We start from the raw sequence: 23964 nt of genomic DNA, 5'->3' as shown, positions 1-23964 counted from the left end.
TCGCGGAAATTGAGATGGCTCAAGCTCCGTAAGACACCGGGGCTCCGTAAGAGTCCGGATGTCCTCTATGCGCTTCAAAACGTCGGCGGCGTACACGCCGAGATCACCTCGCACGGCTTGCCGCCGACACAGCGAAAGCGATGCGGCCGGCGGCTCTCGAAATAATAGGCATCGCCGGGATTGAGGATGCGCCGCTCGTCCTCGACGGTGACTTCGAGCTTGCCGGAGATCACGATGCCGCCTTCCTCGCCGTCATGGACCAGGTGAACGCGTCCGGTGTCGCTGCCGGGTTCGTAACGTTCCTTGAGGATCTGCAGGCTGCGACCGAACAGATTGTCGCCGATCTGGCGGTACGAGATCGGCTTCTTGCCGACCTCGGTCAGCTCCTCCGCGCGGTAGAAGATCTTGCGCCGGCTCTCCGGCTCCAGCGCGAAGAATTCGGCGAGCCCCATCGGGATGCCGTCGAGGATGCGCTTGAGTGCGCCCACCGACGGGTTCATCTGGTTGGATTCGATCAGCGAAATCGTCGAATTGGTGACGCCGGCGCGCTTGGCGAGCTCGCGCTGCGACAGCTTGTGGCGGGCCCGGATGAATCGCAGCCGTCCACCGATGTCGACGCTCATGCCCAAAGTCCGTGTTGCAGGTGTTGCGGATCGCGCAAATATGGACCAGCAGCCCCAGTCGAATCAATGGCTTGCAGATCACCAGAAAAGGACTTGTTGCGCCTCTGAAGCCGTGGCTCTGCTATGCGGTCAGCAAAGGAGCGTGGCCCGTGACCCTTCATCAGATTCCGAACACTATCAAGACCGATTCGTTCTGGATGCCGTTCACAGCCAACCGTCAGTTCAAGAAGGCGCCACGCCTGTTCTCCTCGGCCGAGGGCATGCACTACACCACCGTCGACGGCCGCAAGGTAATCGACGGCTCCGCCGGTCTCTGGTGCGTCAACGCCGGTCACGGCCGCAAGCAGATCGCGGCTGCGGTCGAGCGGCAGCTGATGACGCTGGACTTCGCGCCCTCGTTCCAGATGGGCCACCCGCTGGCTTTCGACTTTGCCGAGCGTCTTGCCGAGATCGCGCCGAAGGGCCTCGATCGCATCTTCTTCACCAACTCCGGCTCTGAATCGGTCGACACCGCGCTGAAGATCGCGCTCGCCTATCACCGCGCCAACGGCCAGGCGAGCCGCACCCGCCTGATCGGCCGCGAGCGCGGTTATCATGGCGTCGGCTTTGGCGGTACCTCGGTCGGCGGCATGGTCGCCAACCGCCGTGCCTTCGCCACCCTGCTGCCGGGCGTCGATCACATCCGCCACACACATGATCTCACCCGCAACGCCTTCGCCAAGGATCAGCCCGAGCATGGCGCCGAGCTCGCCGACGATCTCGAGCGTCTGGTGGCCCTGCACGGCGCCGAGACGATCGCCGCCGTGATCGTCGAGCCGGTGCCGGGCTCGACCGCGGTGCTGCCGCCGCCGAAGGGCTATCTCAACCGCCTGCGCGAGATCTGCGACAAGCATGGCATCCTGCTGATCTTCGACGAGGTCATCACCGGCTTCGGCCGCCTCGGCACGCCGTTCGCCGCCGACTTCTTCGGCGTCACGCCCGACCTGATGACGACCGCCAAGGGCATCACCAACGGCACCATTCCCTGCGGCGCGGTGTTCGCGAGCCGCAAGATTCACGACGGCATGATGGTTGGCCCCGAGAATCAGATGGAGCTGTTCCACGGTTACACCTATTCGGCGCATCCGACCGCCTGCGCTGCCGGTATCGCGACGCTCGACATCTACAAGGACGAAGGCCTGCTCACGCGCGGCGCGTCGATCGCCGAATACTGGCGCGATGCGCTGCACTCGTTGAAAGGTCTGCCCAACGTCGTCGACATCCGCAATTGCGGCCTGATGGGCGCGGTCGAGCTGTCGCCGCGCGACGGCACGGTCGGTGCGCGCGGCTACGACGTCATGGTCGACTGCTTCAGTCGCGGGCTGTACTTCCGCATGAGCGGCGACAGCTTCGCGCTGTCGCCGCCGCTCATCGTCGAGAAGAGCCACATCGACGACATCGTGTCGATCCTGGGCGACGCCATCAAGCGGGTGGCCTGATAATTGCTCTCGCCGTTGCGAAAGTGTTTCTTGCAGCGGCGGGCGTGATGCCGCGGGAGTTTGAGGTAGCGTGAAAGTTCTGATCCTCGGCAGCGGTGTCATTGGTGTCACCACTGCCTACTACCTCGCCCGCGCCGGTCACGAGGTGACGGTCGTCGACCGTCAGCCTGCGCCGGCGCTGGAGACGTCTTTTGCCAATGCCGGCGAGGTATCGCCCGGCTATTCGTCGCCCTGGGCCGGCCCCGGCGTGCCGGTCAAGGCGATCAAATGGCTTCTGATGAAGCACGGCCCGCTGGTGATCCGGCCGAAGCTCGATCCGGTGATGTGGGTCTGGCTCACAAAAATGCTGCGCAACTGCACCAGTGCGCGCTACGCGGTCAACAAGAGCCGCATGATCCCGATCGCGGAATACAGCCGCGATTGCCTGCGCGATCTGCGCCGCGACATCGGCATTCAGTATGACGAACGCTCGCAGGGCACGCTTCAGCTGTTCCGCTACCAGGCCCAGCTCGACGGCACCGGCGAAGACATCGCCGTGCTCAAGCAATACGGCGTGCCTTACGAGACGCTGACCCGCGAGGGCTGCATCGCGGTCGAGCCGGCGCTCGCCGGCGTGAAGGAGAAATTCGTCGGCGGCCTTCGGCTGCCGCAGGACGAGACCGGCGACTGCCACATGTTCACCCAGGCGCTGGCCAAGCATGCCGAAGCGCTCGGTGTGCGCTTCATGTTCAACACCGGCATTAACGGCATCGTGACGGATGCGTCGCGTGTCACTGGTGTGGCGACCAGTGCCGGCCTGTTGCAGGCCGACAGCTACGTGCTTGCGCTCGGAAGCTGGTCGTCGCGGCTGGTCGCGCCGCTCGGCATTTCACTGCCGGTCTATCCCGTGAAGGGCTATTCGATCACGGTGCCGATCAAGGACGCCTCCGGCGCGCCGGAATCCACCGTGATGGACGAGAGCTACAAGGTCGCGATCACGCGCCTGGGCAATCGCATCCGCGTCGGCGGCACCGCCGAGATTTCAGGCTTCTCGACCAAGCTCTACGACGCCCGCCGCGCCACGCTCGATCATTCCCTGACGGATCTGTTCCCGCGCGGCGGCGATCTTGCCGAGGCGACGTTCTGGAGCGGCCTGCGCCCGATGACGCCGGACGGCCCGCCCGTGATCGGCCCGACCAGGTACGCCAACCTCCACCTCAATACCGGGCACGGCACGCTCGGCTGGACCATGTCCTGCGGTTCGGGGCGCGTGCTCGCGGACATGCTGTCGGGCAAGAAGCCGGACATCGATGTCGGCGCGCTGACGGTGGATCGGTATCAACACCGGTTCGGGTGAGAATCCACCCGCTCGCAATGACGGGGTTGGAGTTGTGCTCGTGGTGTGAGGCCGGAAAGCTACCCCGCCCCCGTCACGCAATTCACCCACAGCACCACGGCCTTCGAATCATCCGCCGGATTTGAAAACCGGTGCGGCCTTCGGCTCGCAAAGCGAAAGCTGTCGCCGGTTTTCAGCGACCAGGTCTCGCTGTCCACCGTCAGCATCATCTCGCCCTCGAGCACCAGGCCGGCCTCTTCGCCGTCATGGGTGTAGAGCTCGTCGCCCGTCGAGCCGCCGGGCTCCAGATGCACCAGGAACAGGTTCAGCTTGTTGTCGGCGCTCGCCGGACTCAGCAATTGTTTCGAGACGCCGGTGCGCCAAAGTTTGAGCTCGGGTCGTTGCAATCCGCGCGTCACCACCTGATCGGATGCGCCATCGCTGCTCGGGCTTGCCCCGAACAGCGCCGCGATGCCGACGCCAAGCACGTCAGCGAGCGTTGCCAGCACGCGCAGCGAGGGCGACGACAGGCCGCGCTCGATCTGGCTGAGGAAGCCGATCGAAAGCCCCGTGCGTGCGGCGACGGTTTCGAGCGAGAACTGCCTGACACGCCTGAGATCGCGGATGCGGCGGCCGACCGCGACGTCCATTGCAGGCTCGGCCGGCTTGATGATGGCCTTGTTGGTGATAGCCTTCGCTTTGGCCTTCACCTTCCTGACCGGCTTTGCGGCGGCCGGTTTGCGCATTCTTTTGCCACCGCTCACGTCAAACCGCTCTCTTCATGTGCATGAAAACCGCTTGCAACGTCCGCGAAAGTGTGACCAAATTTTCATATTGGTGAAAATAGGCCGAAACGGCTTGCCCCGCAATGTCTGCGATCAGCGTCTGTGATAACGACATCTGCGAGCGCCGCCACCGGTCGGACCCAAAGGGGAATACGATGCCGCTGAAGCGTATTGTTCAGGCCGCGGTCGCGGCGCTCGCGATTGCCACCGTGGCGCCGGCCTCGGCGCAGCAGGTGCTGAAAGTCGGTTCGACGCCGACGGGCATTCCCTTCACCTTCCTCGACACCAAGACCAACACCATCCAGGGCATCATGGTCGATCTCATCACCGAGATCGGCAAGGACGCCGGCCTCAATGTGCAGATCGAGCCGATGTCGTTCTCGGCGCTGATTCCCTCGCTGACCTCGAGCAAGATCGACATCATCGCGGCTGCGATGTTCATCACCGCCCCGCGCAAGGAAGTCGTCGACTTCTCCGACCCGATCTACACCTATGGTGAAGGCCTCGTCGTGCCGAAGACCGACACCAAGGCTTACTCCACGCAGGAGGATCTGAAGGGTGAGACGGTCGGCGCCCAGGTCGGCACCGCTTTCGTCGACGCACTGAAGAAGTCCGGCCTGTTCGCCGACGTCAAGGCCTATGACACCATCCCCGACATCATGCGCGACGTGAACACCGGCCGCCTCAAGGCCGGCTTCGCCGACTATCCGATCCTTGCCTACAATCTGAAGCAGGGCGGCTTTGCCGATGTGCGGCTCGTCGACAGCTACAAGCCCGTCACCGTCGGCTCGGTCGGCATCGGCGTGCGCAAGGGCGAGACCGAGCTGCTCGGCAAGATCAACGCGTCGCTGGCGAAGCTCAAGGCCAACGGCACCATCGACAAGATTCTCGAGAAGTGGGGTCAGAAGGCGCAGGGCTGACCAATAGAGGCTGATCGAAGGTTGCCCGATGAAAGGCTTCTGGCACGACGCCGTCGAGTTCTTCCCGATCCTGATGAACGGCGTCGCGCTGACGATCGTCGTCACCATCGGCTCGCTGCTGCTCTCGACGGTGCTGGGCCTGGTCTGGGCGATGATGCGGGTCTCCGGCATCAAGGCGCTGTCGATGCTCAGCGGCAGCCTGATCAACGTCATCCGCGGCATCCCGATCATCGTGCTGTTGTTCTACCTCTACTTCGTGATGCCCGATCTCGGTGTCACGCTCTCCGCCCTGCAGGCCGCGATTCTCGGGCTCGGTATCGCCTACTCGGCCTACCAGGCCGAAAATTTCCGCGCCGGCATCGAGGCGATCGACAAGGGGCAGATCGAGGCGGCTCAATCCATCGGTATGGGCTGGTGGCTCACCATGCGCCGCGTGGTGCTGCCGCAGGCCGTGCGCATCGTGTTGCCGCCCTACGGCAACGTGATGATCATGATGTTGAAGGATTCCTCGCAGGCCTCGACCATCACGGTCGCCGAGCTCGCGCTTCAAGGCAAGCTGATCGCGTCCTCGACCTTCAAGAACACCAACGTGTTCACGTTGGTGGCGCTGATGTACCTCACCATGAGCATTCCGCTGATCCTGCTGGTCCGTCACTTCGAAAAGCGGGCCGGCAAGCGATGATCGAGCTCAACGACGTCCACAAGAGCTTTGGCCGGAACGAGGTCCTCAAAGGCATCACGGCCTCCGTCGAGAAGGGCGAGGTGGTCTGTATCGTCGGCCCCTCCGGCTCCGGCAAGTCCACCATCCTGCGCTGTATCAACGGCCTCGAAAGCTACGACCGCGGCGAGATCAGCGTCGAAGGACTGAAAGTCGACCGCGACGCGCCCTCGATCGTGAAGATCCGGACCCAGGTCTCGATGGTGTTTCAGCGCTTCAATCTGTTCCCCCACCGCACGGCGCTGGAAAACGTCGTGGAAGGACCGCTCTTTGTGAAGAAAGAGCCCCGCGCGCAGGCGCTCGAGCGCGGCCGCATGCTGCTCGCCCAGGTGGGCCTTGCCGAGAAGGCCGATGCGCATCCGCCGCAGCTCTCGGGCGGCCAGCAGCAGCGCGTCGCGATCGCGCGTGCGCTCGCGATGCAGCCCAAGGCGATCCTGTTCGACGAGCCGACCTCGGCGCTCGATCCCGAGCTCGTTGGCGACGTCCTCGGCGTGATGCGCAAGCTTGCCGACGATGGCATGACCATGGTCGTCGTCACCCACGAGATGAGCTTTGCCCGCGATGTCGCCGACCGCGTGCTGTTCATCGATGGCGGCGTCATCGTCGAGCAGGGGCCGGCCAAGTCGGTCCTCAATCAACCGCAGCACGCGCGGACGCAGGATTTTCTGCGCCGCGTGCTGCATCCGCTCTGATCGGTCTTCGCCATGAACGCGCGCCTGCCTCTGCCTCCGTCCCTCTATGCCGACACTGCGGTTACTCCGATCGCAACGCCTCCGCTCGATACGGACAAGATCGTTTCCGTCGCCATCATCGGCGGCGGTTACACCGGTCTATCTACCGCGCTGCATCTCGCCGAACAGGGCGTTGAGGCGCTCGTGCTGGAGGCGCAGGAGCCCGGCTGGGGCGCATCCGGCAACAATGGCGGCCACACCAATCCCGGCCTGAAGCACGATCCCGATCAGATCGAGGCCGATTTCGGTGCTGAGCTCGGCCGCCGCATGATCGAATTCTCCTACGGCGCGCCGAATTTCACGCACGATTTGATCCGCCGCTACCAGATCCCGTGCGAGGCCAGGCAGAACGGAACGCTGCGCGCAGCCTATAATGAGGCCAGCGCCGCCGCGATCGAGAAGACGGCGCAGCAGTGCATCCGCCGCGGTATGCCGGTCACCTACCTGAACCGCCAGCAGTTGCGAGAGATGACCGGCACCGACCGCTATATCGGCGCCATGCTTGATGCGCGCGGTGGCGATCTGCATCCGCTCAGCTACGCCCGCGGCCTCGCGCGCGCCGCGATCTCGGCGGGGGCGAAAGTCTACGGTGAAACGCCGGCGCTCTCACTGCGTAGCGACGGCCGCCGCTGGCGCATCGAGACGCCGCGCGCGGTGGTCCATGCCGACAAGGTATTGCTCGCGACCAACGGTTTTACCGACGATCTCTGGCCCGCGCTCCGCCGCACCATCGTGCCGGTATTTTCGTCGATTGCCGCGACTGCGCCGCTCTCCGACGAGGTCGCCCGTTCGATCATGCCGACGCGCCCCGTCCTCTACGAAAGCGGCCACATCACCGTCTACTACCGCATCGACCAGCACAACCGCCTCCTGATGGGCGGCCGCGGCCCGATGCGCTGGATCAGCTCGCCGACCGACGTCGCCTATCTCATGCGCTACGCCGAGCGGCTATGGCCGCAGCTCAAGGGCGTTGCCTGGACCCATGGCTGGAACAGCCGGCTCGCCATCACCAAGGACCATTACCCGCACGTGCACGAGCCGGCGGAGAGTATCCTCATCTCGCTCGGCTGCAACGGACGCGGCGTCGCGCTCTCAACTGCGATGGGTGCGCAGCTCGCACGCCGGTTGCTCGGCGGCGCCAAGGCAGAGATCGATATGCCCATCACCGGCATCAAGCCGATCCCGATGCATGCGCTCTGGCCGGTGGGTGTGACGAGCGCGGTGATCGCGGGCCGGGTGCGGGACCGGCTAGGGATCTAGCCCTCCGCCACGGCCTCGGCCCAAGGCTGAAAAATCTCGACCGCGCCGGAATTGACGTCGCCGTCGCGCATCACCGCGCTCGGGCAGGCGAACTTCATCGGCAGGGTCTGCACTGGCGCCTCCTTATAATCGAAGCGCGCGGCGAGCGCCTTGCGAACGTCCGCCGGCAGGCGCGTGTCGCCGAGCACGAGCGCGCCTTCGCTGGCGTCGATGCGCGGCTGGTGGATGGCGGCATCGAGGTCCATGCCGAAATCCATCGCAAAGGACAGGAGTTGCATCACCGAAGGCAGGATGCGGCGGCCACCGGAGGCGCCGACCGCGAGGCGCTTGCCGTCCTTGGTCTCGGCGATGACCGGTGTGTAGTTGGTGAGGCAGCGCTTGCCGGGGGCGAGCGAGTTTGTGGTGCCCGGCGTCGGGTCGAACCACATGATGCCGTTGTTCATGGGAATGCCGGTGTGCGGCGTCACATATTTCGAGCCAAAGGATGACAGCAGCGTCTGGGTCACCGCGGCGGTATTGCCGTGGCGGTCGACGACGGAGAAATGCGTGGTGCAGGCCGGCGCCAGATACTCGGCGCCGAGCGAGCGCTTGCCGTCGGCATCGCCCATGTCCTTGAGCCGTTCGCGATAGGCTGCTTGCAGGGCAGCGGCATATTCGGCATAGGCGGCTGCATCCGGCGCACCTGCCGGCTTCAAATTCTGCTGCAACAGGCGCAGCGCATGCGCCAGCGTCGGCCCGGCTGTCAGCTCCGGCGTCGCAAGCACCTTGCCGCCGCGATAGGGGATCGCCAGCGGCTCGCGCAAATGGCTGCGGAACGCTGCCAGATCCTCGACCGACAGCGAGCCGCCATCGGCCCTGATGTCGGAGGCGATGCTCTTGGCGAGATCGCCCTGATAGAAGTCGCGCGGCCCTGCTTCGGCAAGGTGCAACAGCGTCGCCTTCAACGCGCCCTGCGGCAGCCGCGTCTCCGCCTCGACGCTCCAGGGCGGGCTCGGGGGCAGGCCGTCCTTCAAAAACATTGCCGCGCTCGCGGGATAGCGCCGAAGGTCAGCCGCCGAGCCCGCGATCGTCGACGTGGTCCACCAGTCGACCAGCAAGCCCTCACCGGCGAGTGCGGCGGCCGGCGCGACCAGATCTTTCCACGGCATCCTGGCGTGGCGGCGATGCACCTCCTCCATGCCCGCGACGACACCGGGCACGGCGATCGCGGCGGGACCGTGAACGTTGCGATCGTCCTTCACCCGGGGCCACGGGAACAGGTCGGAAGCGACGCGGTCTCCGGTGATCGGATAATCGGCGGCGCGCAGGCTTTGCGGCGCGCTCATGCCGTAGTCGATCACCTCGTAGCGATTTTCCTTGGCGCGGTAGAGCACCATCGCGCCGCCGCCGCCGATGCCGCTGTTCCAGGGCTCCAGCACGTTCAGGGCAAATGTGGTGGCAACGATCGCGTCGACGCAGTCACCGCCCGCCGCCAGCACCTCCGTCCCCACCTCGGCCGCGCGCCGCGACTGCGCTGCGACAATTCCGCCCTTGGACTTGACGGCTGGCTTGCGGATGATCTGGGTGTGGCTGAACTGATGAGGCATGATGTCGTCTAGATCTCGATCGTGGCTGCTTCCCGATTGGCGAAGCCTGCGGACAATGGCACATTGCGTCCAACCAGAACATCGAAAGGGAGATGCGGCATGGCAGGTGTGAAACAGGCGCGGGATGGCGCCGTTGGGATCCTGACGCTCGACGAGCCGGCAAGCCTGAACGCGATGACGCCCGACCTGCTCGGCGCGCTCGCCGCCGCGATTGCCGAGATGACGCGCGACGAAGACGTTCGCGCGCTGATCCTGACCGGGGAGGGGCGCGGCTTCTGCTCGGGCCAAAATCTGAAAGCCTCAGAGGCGCTCGGCGAGGACATTGCGACCGGCGTCATGCGGCTCTATTGGCCGGCGTTCAAGGCGTTGCGCGAATGCCGCGTGCCTGTCGTCGTCGCCGTCAACGGCGTCGCGGCCGGCGGCGGCTTCAGTCTCGCAATGGCGGGCGACATGATCGTCGCGGCGCGATCGGCAAGTTTTATTCAAGTGTTCAGCCGCATCGCACTGGTGCCGGATCTCGGCTCGACCTGGCTGTTGCCGCGCCTGATCGGCCGGCAGCGTGCGCTCGAATTGATGCTGCTGAACGAGCCGCTCACGGCCGAACGCGCCCATGAGACCGGTCTGGTCCGGCAGGTCGTCGACGATGCGAAGCTGATGGAGGAGGCGTTGACGCTGGCCCGCCGCCTGGCCGAGGGGCCGACCCGCGCCCTGGTCGCGACCCGTGCCCTGGTCGAGGAGAGCGAGCATGCGACCTATGAGGCGCAGTTCCGCCGCGAGATCGAGCTTCAGGCCGTGGTCCGCAAGGGTGCCGACGCCATCGAGGGCCGCAATGCCTTCGTCGAGAAGCGCAAGGCGAAGTTCACCGGCAAGTAGGGGAGGCGGCGCAGCCTGCGCTCAGAGCCCGCGGTTCGACCGGCTGGCCTGATACTTGGCGTGCCATTTCGGGCCAGGGCCACGCATGTAGTGCAGCTCGGGCCGGTAGGGGTTACCCGCGATCCGGACCAGCTTCTGCCATTTGCTGGCGACGAAGTTCAGAGGCTGGCGAAATAATGAAACGAACAGCACGGCATCACCTCAATGCGGCTTGCCGAGCATGGCGGTGAAGGGGAGATCGAAAATCTCCTCGCCGTCGTCGTCGCTGACATGGATCACCCAATCGCGCCAATCTTCAGAGCCGGGCGTCTGGATCATCGAGTGCATGATCTGGGCGGCACGGTCGCGCGCTTCGGTCAGGCTGGCCACGGCGGAACCGTAGCGGTCGATCAGCGTGCCCTCGGGATTGGAGCAGTGGAAATAGACCTGGACCATAAGCGCCTCCTGTAGAAAGCGACCGGGACGGCAAATCGATACCACCTGAAGCCTTCGCGAAACATTCGGGTCGAGCCCGGTAAGGGAATTTACGGAGATTGGTCGGCGCCAAGGTCGTTACAGGTTTAATCACAGGCGGGTGATGGCTGGACGACGCTCAGGCGGCATGGAACAAGTTTCGCGGGACGTCCGGGGGCCGCCGTGAACCAGTTCACATTCGGGAGCGAACGCCGAAATCTGCGCTTCTTTGCAGCGGTTTTGGTCGGAGCGCTGCTGGGCTTCGCGCCGGCATCGTCCGAGCCGGTCAGGAAAAGCGGCTATGCGATCGGGGCAGACAGCTGCGGCAGCGGCGATCTCGCGTTTCCCAGACTCCAGATCGACATGAAGGCGGGATATTGCGCCGGCCTCGTCGCCAGCGAGGAGGATCGTCTGAAATTTCCGCGTTCGATCATCCAGGTGCCCGGTCGTGACCTGTTTGTGGTCGCCGACATGGGCGGCTGGGGCCACACCGACGGCCGGCTGTTGTTGCTCGATCCGCATGCTCCGCAAGGCCAGCGGTTCAAGGAGCTTTTGACCGGGGTCGAATATCCGTTCGGCCTCGTGATCGGCCCTGACAAGAAGCTCTATGCCTCGAGCGCGGAGACGATCTTCCGCTTTGATCCGCTCGCGGACAATCCACGCAGCACGGTCGAGACCGTCATCCGCCACATGCCGGGCCGTCGGATTACCCTGCCGGATGGGACGAAGCTCGGCGAGAGCGCGCATCCGCTCAAGCAATTCGTGTTCGACAAAAATGGCCGGCTGTTCGTCAATGTCGGCGCCCACAGCGACGACTGCATCACGCCCGCGCCGATCACGAAACCCTGCGCGCCTGCGGAAGGCGCCTCCGCCATGGCCGCGATCTGGCTGTTCACCCCGCCCTCAGGCGGTGTCCTCCCGGCGCTGAAGCCGAACGATCCCGATCCACCGCACACGGTGTATGCGCGCGGCTTGCGCAATTCGATGGCGCTGGCATTGCACGCGAATTTCCCCGATGCCGGCTACGCCTTTCTTCAGGGCGAGAATGGCCGCGATCTGCCCGACATCTTCAAGCCGAACGAGGAGATCAACGCGATCGAACAGGGCAGGCATTATGGCTGGCCCTATTGCTTTGATCTGTCGACGCCGAGCCCCGAGTTCAAAAGCGTGCTGCAGTCGGGCGTCTACAAATCGCTCTGCACGGCGAACGCGCTCTACAAGCCGCCGTTCGCGCTGATGCCGCCGCACGGCGCGCCGCTCGCGATGCTCTATTATCACGGCGCCAAATTCCCGGAGCTCGAAGGCAAGCTGCTGGTCGGCCTGCATGGTTATCGTCCGACCGGCAGCCGTGTCCTCGTCTATGATGTCGACGACCACGGTTTTCCAAAACCTACGCCAGCGCCGGTGCGCTACCATGTGAGCTGCACCGCCGACTCGACCCGCAGTTTTCAAACCGATGCCGGCGAGGTACCCGCTGCGCCGTTCGACGAGCTGATCGCCGGCTGGCACCGCGTCAACGGCGCACGACCGCAAGGCGCGCCCGTCGGCATGACGGTTGCGGAGGACGGCGCGATCTGGCTGGTCGAGGACAAGAACCAGACGGTGATCCGCATCGATCGTGCCGCGGGCGATCCATCGCCGCCCTTGCCCTGCGACACCCGCAGCCAGGCATTGATCGACCAGCTTGCGGCCTTCGTTGCAAAAGATGCGCAGAACCGCGTCCGGCTCACCAGCTTGCGCAAAGGTCTCGTCGAAAAGCACTGCCTCGGCTGCCACTCGGATTTCGGCTTGAAGACGGGACAATCGGATGCGGACAAGGACGCAACCGCGCTGCGCTTCATGCTGTCGCAGGACGGCTGGATCTATCCGGGCGATCCCGACTCCGGCAAGCTGCGCACGCGCCTGCGCGGCATCGGCGCAGAGAAGCTGATGCCGCCTGGCGGCGAAAATCTGCCGAAGACGGAGCCCGGTTACAAAGGCCTGCTTGATACCGCGGACCTGCTCGTCGCAAAGATGGTTCCGGGAACGCGGATGCGCATCAAGCCCGGGCCGCCGCAGCGCAAGTTTTTTGGCAAGACGAATAAGGAATGCGGCGAAATACCGGCCGCCAAGGTCGTCGTCGTGACACAAAGGAACGCTGTAGACAAATCCGGCTTCAGCCGATTCTTCCGGCCGGCCGATCCCTATCTGAATGGCGAGTGCAGCGACGACGATGGCTATTACATCCGGCAGGAATTTCTGGTGCCTGTGCAGTAGCATTTTGCTCGCCATCGCGACGCCGCTGGCCGCAACCGAGACGAAGCTGTTCGACAGCGTGCAGGTGACACCTGCCAGCGAATATACGTTCGGTATCGAGGGGCCCGCGGCAGATCTCGACGGCAATTTGTTCGTGGTCAATCTCGGCAGGCCCGGCACCATCGGCAGGCTGCCTGCGGGCGGTGCGGCGTCGGAGCTCTTCATGGCACTCCCCGAGGGAAGCGTCGGTAACGCGATTCGGTTCGATCGCAACGGCACCATGTTCATCGCTGATTACAAGAAGCACAACATTTTCGCGATCGCGAAAGGCGCGATCGAGCCCGCCGTCTGGTTTCACTCGGACGAGATGAACCAGCCGAACGACATCACGATTGCCCGCGACGGCACGATCTATGCGAGCGATCCGAACTGGAAGGGCCGCGAAGGCCACATCTGGCGCGTTGCAAAGGCCGCTGATGGCTCGGTGCAGGGGCAGGTGATGACGGCGCCGCGCGCGATGGGCACCACCAACGGCATCGATCTCAGCCCCGACGGCAAGACGCTCTATGTCGGCGAATCCAGCAATGGCCAGGTGTGGTCTTACGCCGTCAACGGCAACGCGCTCACCGATGCAAAGCTCGTGAAATCATTCCAGCCCGATACGATCGACGGCCTGCGCACCGACGTCAGCGGCCGTCTCTACATCGCACGCATTCTCAAGGGCACGATCGCGCTGATGAAGCCCAGTGGTGCGGTCGAGCGCGAGATCGCGCTGAAGGCGAAGGAGCCGACCAACCTCGCCTTCGGCGGCAGCGACGGCAAGACCGTCTTCGTCACCCAGCGCCAGGGCGGCTTCATCGAGGCCTTCCGCACCGATCAGCCGGGCCGCGAGCACTGCCTCCAGCGCGGACGCTGCTAGGCACATCAAAGGCGGTCTGCTCGTGGCGCAGAGCCGTGGCGCGAAGGCGGCATTCTTCTTGCTTGCATCTCGCCGCTGCAGCGATCAAGACAGCTGTGGCACTGTCCAGACAGCATGCGACCACGGAGTGTTTGAGTGAAGGCCGTCCATACCGAACTGCACCGCAGCCATGATCCGCAATTCTTCCTGGTTCGCGGTGTCGTCAAGCGCACGACTGAGCAGCCCGAGCGCGCCGACCGCCTGCTCAAGGGCTTGAAGGACGGCAAGCATCAACTGGTCGAGCCGATCAAATTCGGGCAGGGCCCGCGAGCGCGGATTCACAGCCCCGAATATCTCGCGTTCCTCAGCGAGGCCTGGGACGCTTGGACCGCGCTCGGCGATTCCGGTCCGGAGATGATCGGCAACATCCATCCCGTGCGTCATGCCGCGACCTATCCGACGCATATCGTCGGAAAGCTCGGCTGGCACACGGCCGACACCGCAGCACCGATCGGTCCGGGCACCTGGGCCGCGGCTTGCGCGGCAACGGACGTTGCAGTTACCGCGGCGCAGATGGCGATGGACGGCGAGGACGCGGTCTACGCGCTCTGCCGTCCGCCCGGCCATCACGCCTATCGCGACATGGCCGGCGGCTTCTGCTTCCTCAACAACAGCGCGATCGCGGCGGCGCATCTGCGGCTCAAGCACGAGCGCGTGGTGATCCTCGATGTTGACGTCCATCACGGCAACGGCACGCAGGGCATTTTCTACGCACGGCCCGATGTCTACACGATCTCGATCCACGCCGATCCGGCTGCGTACTATCCCTTCGTGTGGGGCTACGCCCATGAGCGCGGCGAGGGCGCTGGCCTCGGCACCAATCTCAACATTCCCCTCGCCATCGGCACCGGCGATGACGGCTACATCCAGGCGATGGACGTCGCGCGCAAGGCGATCGAGTCCTTTGCGCCCGGCGCGCTCGTGATCGCGCTCGGCCTCGACGCATCCGAGCACGATCCGCTGAAAGGCCTCGCCGTCACCACGCCCGGCTTCCGCCGCATCGGCCAAGCGATCGCGAAGATGGGCCTGCCGACCATGTTCGTGCAGGAAGGCGGCTATCTCTCGGATATTTTGGGCGCGAACCTGACCTCGGTGCTCGCGGGATTTGAAGAGGCGCGGTGAGATTCGCGTCTAGGGAGGGTCGTCATGCCCGGGCTTGTCCCGGGCATCCACGTTCTTCGATGTGGTAAGGCGTGGATGGCCGGGACAAGCCCGGCCATGACGCGGAGAGAGCACCGCTCGCAAAGATTCAAAACATCCCGCTCGCCTTGAGCGCCTTGCAGACGTGCTGCATCTCGGTTTCATCGGCGACCACGTCGAGCATGATCGTGGTGAGGCCTTTCGCCGCAAAATCCCTCAGCCTCGCGCCGATCTCGGCATAGCCGCCGACGAGATAGGGGCAGTCGGCCTGGAAGGTGAGGTATGGCAACAGCCAGTAGCCGTTGTCCGCAAGCTCGCCGCTTTGCCCTTCATACAGCCGCCGCTTCCAGACGGAGTCCGAGTTCTCCACGGTGAGCGCAAGCAGCTCGCGATCGTCGGGATTGTCGCGGAAGCGCGCCTTTGCCGCCTGCCGCGCCTCAACGGCGCTTTCGCGCGCGAAGATGCCAAAATTCATTCCGGGCGCATTGAGGCCGCGATCGAGATCGGGCGGCAGCATCTGCATCTTGATGCAGCCGGTCTCCTCCGCCACCCGCTGCGCCGCCTCCGACTGTCCGGCGATCAAAAACTCCGGCATCACTTCGGCCGCAAGGCGCGGCCGCAGCTGCAAATTGCTTGCGCGATAGAATTGGCCCGCAAAATTCACCGGCCGCGGGCTTGAGAGCAGCTGGCGCACGAGCGCAACAAACTCGCCCAGTCGAACGTAGCGGTCCGCATGCGACTGATTGTCGCCCAACCCCTGCAAGTCGCTGACCGCGGTCCCCGTGATCATGTTGAGATAGACCTTGCGGCCGTAGAGCTGCGCAAAGGAGGAGACGAACTTCGCCGCCGTGAACGGATGCATGTAGACCGGGTTGACGGCGATCAACGGTGAGGATCGCGTCGTCTCCGCCATGATGTGCTGGGCCATCGCCCAGGGCTCGACGAACACGTCATTGCCCTCGAACAGCAAAATGCCCTCGAAGCCGTTGCGGTCGGCGAACTCTGCCACCCGCATCAGCTCGCCGACATATGTCTTGGGATCGCGGTTGCGCGAAACCGCGGGAAAGACGCGCAGCCGCGCCGGCGTCATTCGGCTGCTTCCTGGAGCGGCCAAGCGTTGCGAATGATGGGAAGCCCGCCGGCCGCGCGGGAGCCGTCGGCGATCGCCAGCCGGTGTGACGGCGACGGCGAGCACAGCGAGAAGCGCCATCCGGCCGGATCGTCGGCGATATCTGGCTTGAAGCTGATCTCGATCGCCTCCCGCGACACCTGCATCGCAAATGCGTCGAGCGGCAGATTGAGCCCAAAACCCCTGGCCTTCAGATAGGCTTCCTTGAGCGTCCAATAGTCGAAGAAGCGCTCGATCGCAGCCGGATCCGGCAGTGCGCGCAAGGTCTCGACCTCTTCCGGCGCAAAGAAGCGAAGCGCGGTGGACAGCGGCGCGACACGCCGCGACACGGTCTCGACGTCGACGCCGACGGCCTCGTGCCGGGATATAACGCAGGCCACGCAGCCGTCGGCATGGGACAGGCTGAAATGCAGCATTGTCGCGGTTGCGGGCGCCGCGATAAAGGGCCGCCCGTGACGGCCGGCCGAAAACGACCAGTCGGCGGGCGCGACATCGGGGGCTGCGTGCGAGAGCGCGAGGCGCAACATGGCATGCGCGAAGATATACTGTCGCTGATGCCGCTCGAACATGAAGCGATCGGCGCGCGCGCGTTCGTCGGTCGAGAGCAAGCGCCGGCATGCATCGATTGCGCCCGGCGTGTCGATGCTCTCGATCAGTCCGACAAACAGTTCAATTCCGTCGTCTGCCATCAATTGGGCCCATGGCGTCAGGCGGAGGCCAAATCCGGCGCTGACGGAAGAATCAACCGACCAGAAAGCAACTGAGCGGACCGCTTCTAGCGGTCCACCCGGGCAAATTCTTGTCGATTGCTGGCCGGTTTACAGGCGCAAGCTTGTGCGAGACCCCAACTCGACAAGCGAGCGGCCCAGTTTCGAAAAACCAAGTCGAAAAACCCCGGTCCGAAAAACCAAGTCGGAAGATTCGTGCGGCGTCCCGGCCGACGAGTCTTACTTTTTCTTCTTGGCCTTCTTCTTCGAGCCGCCCACGATCATAAGCGTGGCGTCGACCTCTTTCAGCGCGGCCTGAAGCTTCTTCTTCTCGTCGGTGAGCAGCTTTTGCAGGGCCTTGCGGTCCTTGTCGCTCAGCGAGGTGCCCTTAGCAAATTTGATGAAACCCATAACACTCCCCCGGTTGAAAATAATCGTCCAAATCAAAACGCGGGAATAATCTTGCGCGGCAAGCGCCAAATAATCAAGATGCAACTTGATCATTCACAGCTTTGGCGGGTGAACCCGTGTTCGGCCCGGACCAACGGCCGGTCATGCCGCTCTGCGATCCAGCAACCGGCCGAGCGGCGTGTGGGGCTGGGCAACGGCCGCCGCCAGCAGCGCAACGAGGTCCTCCATCCACGCGCCGACCATGTCACCGTCCAGCAGCTCACCCTTGTAGTTGCAGGAACCGGTGATCCCGGTCGGGCGCTCCTTCAGCATCAGGGACAGCCAGGTCTGGTCGATCGGCAGCACCGGCTGGCCCTCGCGCGCGACATTGCCGACCGATCGCACCGCGACGTCAGGCAGATCGAGTGGCTGGCGCAGCGGATTTTGCAGCGTGAAATAGACCTGGAGCAGCGAGGCAGGATCGATACCTTCCTGTTCCAGATGGTCGGCCAGGATGTTGAACGGCAGCTCCTGCCGCGCATGCGCGTCGAGCACGCTCTGGCGCACCCGGCCCAAGGCTTGCGCGAACGACAGCTCCGGCGTGATTCGGCTGCGGACGATCACCGTGTTCTCGAACGGGCCGACGATCCGCTCGGTGTCCGGCTGGCTGCGATTGGCCATGGCGGTTGCGACGGAAATGTCCGTGCGTCCGGTCCGTGCCAGCAGCAGCGCCTTCAGGCCGGTGAGAAGACACATGAACGGCGTGCCGTTGTGGTGGCTGGCAAAAGCGGTGAGCCGCGCGATCAGCTCACGCTCCAGGTTCACCGGATGATGGCCGGTGGAGGCGCCGGGGCTCGCTTGGCCGTCGAACACAGGCGTTGCGTCACGCAAGGCATCCGTCCACTCGGCGGCCTGCCGCCGCGCCGAATCGGTGCCGCACCACCAGCGCTGCCAGCGGGCGACGTCGGAGAAGGCGAGCGGCATTTTGGGCAGCGGCACGGACGGGCGCCCGGCCAACGCGGCATAACGGTTGGACAATTCCTCGAACAAAACGCCGATCGACCAGCCGTCGGCAATGGCATGATGCAGCGTCAGCAGCAGGATGTGATCCTCGGCGTGAAGCCGCAGCAGCCGTGCCCGCAGCAACGGTGCCCGGGTCGAGTCGACCGGTGTATAGGTCTCCTGCTTGATCAGGAGCTCGATCTTCCTGAGTTCGAGCACTTTGCGCCGCTTGTTGTTGTGGGGCCGTCCGTCGCCAATGGTCTCGACGGTCAGGACCGGGCCGAGCGTGCTGGGCGCGGCGATCCGGCTGACCGGCTCGCCACCGCTCCAGCCGAACGCCGTCCGCAACGATTCGTGGCGGCGTACGACGTCGTCGGTGGCCTGCGCCAGCGTGCGTGGATCAATTGGGCCATGGAGTTGGAAGGCGAAGGGCAGGTTGAACAGCGGCAGGTCGGGCAGGCTCTGCTCGATCCGCATCATCTGGTCCTGCGCGATCGAGAGCGTGGCAGGCCCGCTATCGGCCAGCCGCGGCATGCTTGTCGGCGGCCTGCGCGGTTGCGCTACCACGGCCTCATCGACCCTTCGGGCAAGCTCTTCGACCGTCGGCGCCTCGAAGATGGTCTTGATCGGCAGCGACACGCCGAGCGCGCGGGCGACGCGCGCCATGGCCTGGCCCGCCAGCAGCGAATGGCCGCCGAGATCGAAGAAATTGTCGGTGACACCGAGGCTCTCGACCTTCAGCAGGTCGGTCCAGATATCGGACAGGACCTTTTCGGTGAAGCGGCGTGCCGGCACGGCAGGCTCCGCTCCGGCGGCTTCCTGTTGCGCAGGCGCCAGCAGCGCGGAGCGATCGATCTTGCCGTGGGCATTGAGCGGGAGCTGGTCCAGGAACAGGAACGCCGACGGAATTGCGTAACCCGGCAACCGGCCCTTGAGGAAGTCGCGCAGTTCGCTGGCGCTGGTCTGACTGCCGGTCCTGGCGACGACATGCGCGATCAGCCGGACATCGCCATTGGCGTCGCGGCGCGGCTCGACGATGCCGGCTCGCACGCTCGCGTGATCGGTCAGCGCAGTCTCGATCTCCTTCAGCTCGACACGGTAGCCGCGGACCTTGACCTGGTGATCGGCGCGGCCGAGGCATTCGATCGTCCCGTCGGCGCGGCGGCGGGCGAGGTCCCCGGTGCGGTACAGCCGGCTGCCTGCCTGGCGCGCGAAGGGATCGGGGATGAAGCGCTGCCGGCTCTGTGCGGGATCGTTGACATAGCCGCGGCCGATTCCGGCGCCGCCGATGCAGAGCTCGCCGACCACGCCGACCGGCTGCGGTTCCAGATTGGGATCGAGCACGTAGAGCTGGGTGTTGGGCAGCGCCGCGCCGACCGGAACGTTGTTCGTCGTCTCGGCCGGCGCCTTGGTCAGCCGGTGCAGGGAAACATCGTCGGAACATTCCGAGGCGCCATAGGCATTGATCAGCGGTACTTTTGGACAACGGGCGAACCAGGCGCGGCAGAGGTCGACCGGCAGCGGCTCGCCGGTCGAGATCAGCACGCGCAGTGTGGAGAAGGCGCGCAGCATCGGCGCCTCGTCGATCCGTTCGAGGATCACGCGGAGCAGCGAGGGGACGATTTCGAGCACGGTGATGCCCTCGCGCTCGATCTCCCGAGCAAGCAGGATCGGATCCTGCGCGATCGCATTGGCACAGACATGGACGCGCGCGCCGACCATCGGTCCGGCGAGGAACTGCCAGACCGAGATGACAAAGCTCTGAGGCGCCGTTTGCGCGACCACGTCATTGTGCGTGAGGCCGAGCTCGGCGACGAGCGACGCCAGATGGTTCGACAGCCCGCGTTGCTCGATCATGACGCCCTTCGGCGCGCCGGAAGAGCCGGACGTGTAGATGAGATAGGCAAGGCTTGAGGCCGCGCGCCGCGCCGCGCGGACGGGCTTGGTCGATCCGGGCGCAATCGTGTCATCGAGCTCGGCCACCAGGATACGCTCAACCAGCGGCTCAAGCAGCGCATCGACCATGGCCGACTGCGCACGCGCCGTCAGCAGCACGCGGGCGCAGCTTGATCCGAGGATGGTCGCGAGCCGTGCCGGCGGCTGCTCGGGGTCGACGTTCAGGAACGCCGCACCGACACGCTGCACTGCGATCATTGCCGCGAGCAAATCGGTTCCGCGATCCGCAAGCAGCGCGACCACCGTTTCCGTACCGACATCCTCGCGCGCGAGCCATCGCGCGATCGCCTGGCTGCGTCGCGCCAGCTCGCGATAGCTCAGCGATCCGGCCCCGTCCGACACCGCGATCGCGTTCGGCGTCTTCTTCGCCTGGCGTTCGAACCTTTCGCATAGATTGCCGCGGCTCGCGAAATTGGCGGATCGTCCCTGGCCGCACGCCAGCAACTGCCGGCGCTCGGCCGCGGTCAGGAGCGGCAGGCGCGAGATGCGCTGCTCCGGATTGGCGATGACCGCCTTGAGCAGGGTCTTGAACTGATCCGCCATGCCAGCGATCGTCACCGCGTCGAACAAATCGGTGGCGTATTCGAAGAAGCCGGTGAAGCGGCCCTCGGCCTCGACCAGCTCGAGCGTGATATCGAAACGTGCGACCTTCGGGTCGATCTCCAGCCGGCGCGTCGACAGGCCGGGAAAGCGCGCCGCCTCGATCGATGCGTTCTGGAGGATGAACATGATCCGGAACAGCGGATTGCCGTCGCTCCGTCGCACGATCTGCAATGCACGCAAAACCTCCTCGATCGGAAGATCCTGATTGCGATAGGCATCGAGCGTGACTTGGCGCACCCGCCGCAGCATTTCGCCGAAGGTCGGGTCGCCGCCGAAATCGTTGCGCAGGACCAGCGTGTTGGCGAACAGCCCGATCAGGCGCTCGCTCTCGATCTGGTTGCGGTTCGCAATCAGCGAGCCGGTTGCGACATCCTCATGCCCGGTGTGGCGGAACAGTAGGCACTGGAACAGCGCAAGCAGTGTCATGAACGGGGTGACGCCCTGGTCCTGGCTCAGCACCCTCACATCGGCCGACAGGGTCTTGGAGAACTCGAAATAGTGACGGGCGCCCTGGCCGCTCCAGATCTCCGGCCTCGGCCGGTCGGTCCGCAGCGGCAGCGTGGTGACGCCGTCGAGCTGCGTCCGCCAGTAGCCGAGCTGCTCGTTGGCCGCTGGTGTCTGCGCCCAGCTCTGCTGCCAGCGGGCGAAATCGCGATATTGGAAAGTGGACGACGGCAGCGCTTTGGCGTTTGCCTTGCGCGCAGCGGAATATTCGGCTGCCAGCTCCTCCCAGAACAGCCGCTGCGACCAGCCATCGGTGACGAGGTGATGGACGTTGACCACCAGTGCATGATTCGATTTGTCGAACGAGAACAGGGTGACTTTCACCGGCACTTCGCTGGCCAGGTCGAACGGGTATTGCGCGAGCTTGAGCGCTTCGCGCCTGACGATCGCGGCCCGCTTGTCCGCAGGACAAGGCTTGAGCTTGACCCGCGCCAGCCGCGGCGGCGGCAGAAGGACCTGTTGGATCGGTTCGCCCGCACTTTCGACGAAGACCGAGCGCAGCGCCTCATGGCGCGCGCAGATTGCAGCCAAGCTTGACTGAAGCGCGGCGACGTCGACCAGGCCCCTGAGCAGCGCGACTTCGACGACATTATAGTTGTAGCGGGTCGGATCGAGCCGCGAGAGCAGATACATCCGCTGCTGCTGGAACGACAGCGGCGCATCACCCTCGGAGGTCGCCTGACGCCACGTCGGCAGCGCCGCCGCACGATAGGCCGCAGCGGTCTCCAGCCGCGCCGCGAGCGCGGCGACCGTGGCGCAATCAAAGATGTCCTCGAACGAGAAATCGACATTGAAGCGCTCGCGCAGACGGGAGCGCATCTGTGTTGCGGCGAGCGAGTCCGCACCGAGCGCAAAGACGTCCTGATCGACGCCGACCTGCGGCAGCTCCAGCAGATTGGCCCAGATCTCCGCGAGCTGGGTTTCCAGCGTCGTGCGCGGCAACTGGGCGTCGGCGCCATCATCTGTTGCCGCAATCAGCCCGGCCAGCGCGTTGCGCTTCACCTTGCCGCTTGCGCCTTTCGGCAATGCCGCGACGCTGCGGATCAGGCTCGGCACCTTATAGGCGGCAAGCCGCTTGCGCGCGAACTGGCGCAACTGGTCCGAGCCCGCCTCGGAACTCGCTCGCAGCACCACGACGGCGGCGACGTTCTCGCCGAGTTTTGGGTGCGGAACGGCAAAGACGCCGGCCTCCAATACCGCCGGATGGCTCAACAGGACCTCTTCCACCTCCAGCGGCGACACCTTCTGTCCGCCGCGGTTGATGACGTCCTTGATGCGGCCGACGATGAAGAGATAGCCGTCGGCATCGAGATAGCCGAGATCGCCGGTCCGGAACCAGCCGTTCCGGAATGCGGACTGCGTCGCCGCCTCGTCATTATAATATCCGCGGCTCATGTTCGGTCCGCGCAGCATGATCTCGCCGTGATCGCCCGGCGCCAGCTCGCGGCCTGTCTCGTCCATGATCGCGATCTCGGGGCCCGCGGCGCGGCCGACCGAGCCGATCTTGCGCAGCTCGAACGGATTGGCTGCGATCTGCGAGGCCGCTTCCGTCATGCCATAGGTCTCGAGCACGGGAACGCCGAAGGTCGTCTCCAGCCCGCTGAGGATCGCCGGCGCGAGCGAGGCCGAGGCCGAGCGGATCACACGCAGCGATGACGAGCGGATGCGGTCCGGGTTGGCTTCCGCAGCCGTCAGCAGCGCACGATGAATGGTCGGCACGGCCGTGTACCAGGTCGGTTGCAGCTCCCGCATCCAGGAGAAGAAGGACGGCGCGTCGAAACCATCGGTCACGATCACGCTGGAGCCGGCTGCCAGCGCCGTCAACAGGCCGGAGATCAGCCCATGGGCATGAAACAGTGGCAGTGCATTGAGGAGACGGTCGTGCGAATTGAGCGACAGCACGTGGCCGGCGTTGTAGGCGGAGAGGCATACATTGCGGTGCGTCAACGGCACCATTTTCGGCCGTGCCGCCGTGCCCGACGTCAGGAGGATGAAGGCGTCATCCTCGCCGCGCGCGACGCCGCTCGTACAGGCCAGCCCGATCGTCGGCCCCTTGAATTCGCACCCGCCGAGATCGCTCTCCGGTCCCGGCACGAAGTCGATCACCGCGATATCCAGCGCTCTCGCGACATCGCGGCTCGGCGAGTTCAGGTCGGCCCGGGTGACGAGCGCCGTCAGCTTCAATTCGCTGAAATAGCGTTGCAGCTCGTCGGCCGTCAGGTCGGGATTGACGGGGATGCAGGCGCAGGCCGAGGCGACCGCGATCAGCGCCAGCGCGCTGTCGGCGCCGCGCGGCAGCGCAACCGCAATCCGGTCGGTGGGCCCGATGCCGAGCCCGCGTAGCGTACGGACCAGATGCACGGTTCTGGCGCCGAGCCCGGCATAGCTCAGGGGCGGACGGCCGGGGGCGAGCAAAGCTGGCGCCGTCGGCGTCTTTTGTGCATAGAGGTCGAGAAGGCCGCCGATATGTGCGAAGACTTTCGTCTCCGGACCCGAGCCGGCCTTTTCCTCTCCCGCTCCGGATGCAAGTTCCGACAACGCCATTCCCTTTTGATCTGATTGAGCTATTCTTCCAAGAAGTTAGGGAATGCGTCCAGT

General features: G+C 65.0%; 19 protein-coding genes. 10 read left to right on the top strand and 9 right to left on the bottom strand.

Annotation, left to right across the window (positions count from 1 at the left end; translation table 11 throughout):
- Positions 1-74 precede the first annotated feature (74 nt).
- Complete coding sequence (locus IC761_RS28640) at positions 75-623, bottom strand: cupin domain-containing protein (RefSeq protein ID WP_008561958.1); 549 nt, start codon at positions 621-623, stop codon at positions 75-77.
- A 149-nt stretch (positions 624-772) separates the two neighbouring features.
- Between IC761_RS28640 and aptA the strand changes: the two genes are divergently transcribed.
- Both aptA and IC761_RS28630 read left to right on the top strand, forming a co-directional pair.
- Complete coding sequence (gene aptA / locus IC761_RS28635) at positions 773-2101, top strand: omega-aminotransferase AptA (RefSeq protein ID WP_195800024.1); 1329 nt, start codon at positions 773-775, stop codon at positions 2099-2101.
- 70 nt (positions 2102-2171) lie between these two features.
- The gene (locus IC761_RS28630) at positions 2172-3437 is read left to right on the top strand and encodes a D-amino acid dehydrogenase (protein WP_195800023.1); all 1266 of its coding nucleotides are present in this window, start codon (positions 2172-2174) and stop codon (positions 3435-3437) included.
- Positions 3438-3496: 59 nt separating this feature from the next.
- Here IC761_RS28630 and IC761_RS28625 read toward each other — a convergent pair whose 3' ends face one another.
- Positions 3497-4162, bottom strand: a complete 666-nt coding sequence (locus tag IC761_RS28625) for a helix-turn-helix domain-containing protein (protein ID WP_195800022.1) — start codon at positions 4160-4162, stop codon at positions 3497-3499.
- A gap of 194 nt (positions 4163-4356) precedes the next feature.
- Here IC761_RS28625 and IC761_RS28620 point away from each other — a divergent pair, with 194 nt between their 5' ends.
- Genes IC761_RS28620 through IC761_RS28605 form a run of 4 tightly spaced genes read left to right on the top strand, consistent with a single transcriptional unit; the run spans position 4357 to position 7830 of the window.
- On the top strand, positions 4357-5121 hold the full coding sequence (locus IC761_RS28620) for an ABC transporter substrate-binding protein (protein ID WP_195800021.1): 765 nt from the start codon (positions 4357-4359) through the stop codon (positions 5119-5121).
- A gap of 28 nt (positions 5122-5149) precedes the next feature.
- Positions 5150-5803, top strand: a complete 654-nt coding sequence (locus IC761_RS28615; RefSeq protein WP_195800020.1) for an amino acid ABC transporter permease — start codon at positions 5150-5152, stop codon at positions 5801-5803.
- Positions 5800-6531 (top strand): amino acid ABC transporter ATP-binding protein, encoded by a 732-nt coding sequence (locus IC761_RS28610; protein WP_195800019.1) that lies wholly within the window; start codon positions 5800-5802, stop codon positions 6529-6531. The genes IC761_RS28615 and IC761_RS28610 overlap by 4 nt, the downstream gene beginning before the upstream one ends.
- 12 nt (positions 6532-6543) lie before the next feature.
- A complete protein-coding gene (locus IC761_RS28605; protein WP_195800018.1) occupies positions 6544-7830 on the top strand; it encodes an NAD(P)/FAD-dependent oxidoreductase in 1287 nt (428 codons plus the stop codon).
- Here IC761_RS28605 and IC761_RS28600 read toward each other — a convergent pair.
- Positions 7827-9416: a gamma-glutamyltransferase family protein gene (locus IC761_RS28600; RefSeq protein WP_195800017.1), complete on the bottom strand. Its 1590-nt coding sequence runs from the start codon at positions 9414-9416 to the stop codon at positions 7827-7829. The genes IC761_RS28605 and IC761_RS28600 overlap by 4 nt on opposite strands.
- Positions 9417-9515: 99 nt before the next feature.
- Between IC761_RS28600 and IC761_RS28595 the strand changes: the two genes are divergently transcribed.
- Positions 9516-10289 carry an enoyl-CoA hydratase-related protein gene (locus IC761_RS28595; RefSeq protein ID WP_195800016.1) on the top strand — a complete coding sequence of 258 codons (774 nt, stop codon included), beginning with the start codon at positions 9516-9518 and terminating at the stop codon, positions 10287-10289.
- Positions 10290-10310: 21 nt separating this feature from the next.
- Here the strand turns inward: IC761_RS28595 and IC761_RS28590 are convergent, their stop codons facing one another.
- Together IC761_RS28590 and IC761_RS28585 are read right to left on the bottom strand one after the other, a co-directional pair.
- Positions 10311-10481, bottom strand: coding sequence for a hypothetical protein (locus tag IC761_RS28590; RefSeq protein ID WP_195800015.1), 171 nt, complete (start codon positions 10479-10481; stop codon positions 10311-10313).
- Positions 10482-10490: 9 nt separating this feature from the next.
- Positions 10491-10724 (bottom strand): DUF6894 family protein, encoded by a 234-nt coding sequence (locus IC761_RS28585; RefSeq protein ID WP_195800014.1) that lies wholly within the window; start codon positions 10722-10724, stop codon positions 10491-10493.
- A gap of 201 nt (positions 10725-10925) precedes the next feature.
- Between IC761_RS28585 and IC761_RS28580 the strand changes: the two genes are divergently transcribed.
- The 3 genes from IC761_RS28580 to IC761_RS28570 all read left to right on the top strand — a co-directional run bounded on the left by IC761_RS28580 (position 10926) and on the right by IC761_RS28570 (position 15057).
- Entirely contained in the window at positions 10926-12998 is a 2073-nt protein-coding gene (locus tag IC761_RS28580; protein WP_195800013.1) for a PQQ-dependent sugar dehydrogenase, read from the top strand.
- Positions 12955-13896, top strand: a complete 942-nt coding sequence (locus IC761_RS28575; RefSeq protein WP_195800012.1) for an SMP-30/gluconolactonase/LRE family protein — start codon at positions 12955-12957, stop codon at positions 13894-13896. The genes IC761_RS28580 and IC761_RS28575 overlap by 44 nt, the downstream gene beginning before the upstream one ends.
- Positions 13897-14031: 135 nt before the next feature.
- Positions 14032-15057, top strand: coding sequence for a histone deacetylase family protein (locus tag IC761_RS28570; protein ID WP_195800011.1), 1026 nt, complete (start codon positions 14032-14034; stop codon positions 15055-15057).
- Between the two features lie 127 nt (positions 15058-15184).
- On the opposite strand, the gene IC761_RS28565 is transcribed toward IC761_RS28570, so the two are convergent.
- From IC761_RS28565 to IC761_RS28550, 4 genes are all read right to left on the bottom strand, one after another.
- Positions 15185-16165 (bottom strand): LLM class flavin-dependent oxidoreductase, encoded by a 981-nt coding sequence (locus IC761_RS28565; RefSeq protein WP_195800010.1) that lies wholly within the window; start codon positions 16163-16165, stop codon positions 15185-15187.
- A complete protein-coding gene (locus tag IC761_RS28560) occupies positions 16162-16893 on the bottom strand; it encodes a 4'-phosphopantetheinyl transferase family protein (RefSeq protein WP_195800009.1) in 732 nt (243 codons plus the stop codon). The genes IC761_RS28565 and IC761_RS28560 overlap by 4 nt, the downstream gene beginning before the upstream one ends.
- Before the next feature lie 258 nt (positions 16894-17151).
- Positions 17152-17415 (bottom strand): hypothetical protein, encoded by a 264-nt coding sequence (locus tag IC761_RS28555; protein ID WP_195804894.1) that lies wholly within the window; start codon positions 17413-17415, stop codon positions 17152-17154.
- A gap of 48 nt (positions 17416-17463) precedes the next feature.
- Positions 17464-23910, bottom strand: a complete 6447-nt coding sequence (locus IC761_RS28550) for a non-ribosomal peptide synthetase (RefSeq protein ID WP_195800008.1) — start codon at positions 23908-23910, stop codon at positions 17464-17466.
- Between the last annotated feature and the right edge of the window lie 54 nt (positions 23911-23964).

This window comes from Bradyrhizobium commune (assembly GCF_015624505.1).
Taxonomy (GTDB): Bacteria; Pseudomonadota; Alphaproteobacteria; order Rhizobiales; family Xanthobacteraceae; genus Bradyrhizobium; species Bradyrhizobium commune.
This window is presented reverse-complemented; position numbering and strand designations above follow the sequence as displayed.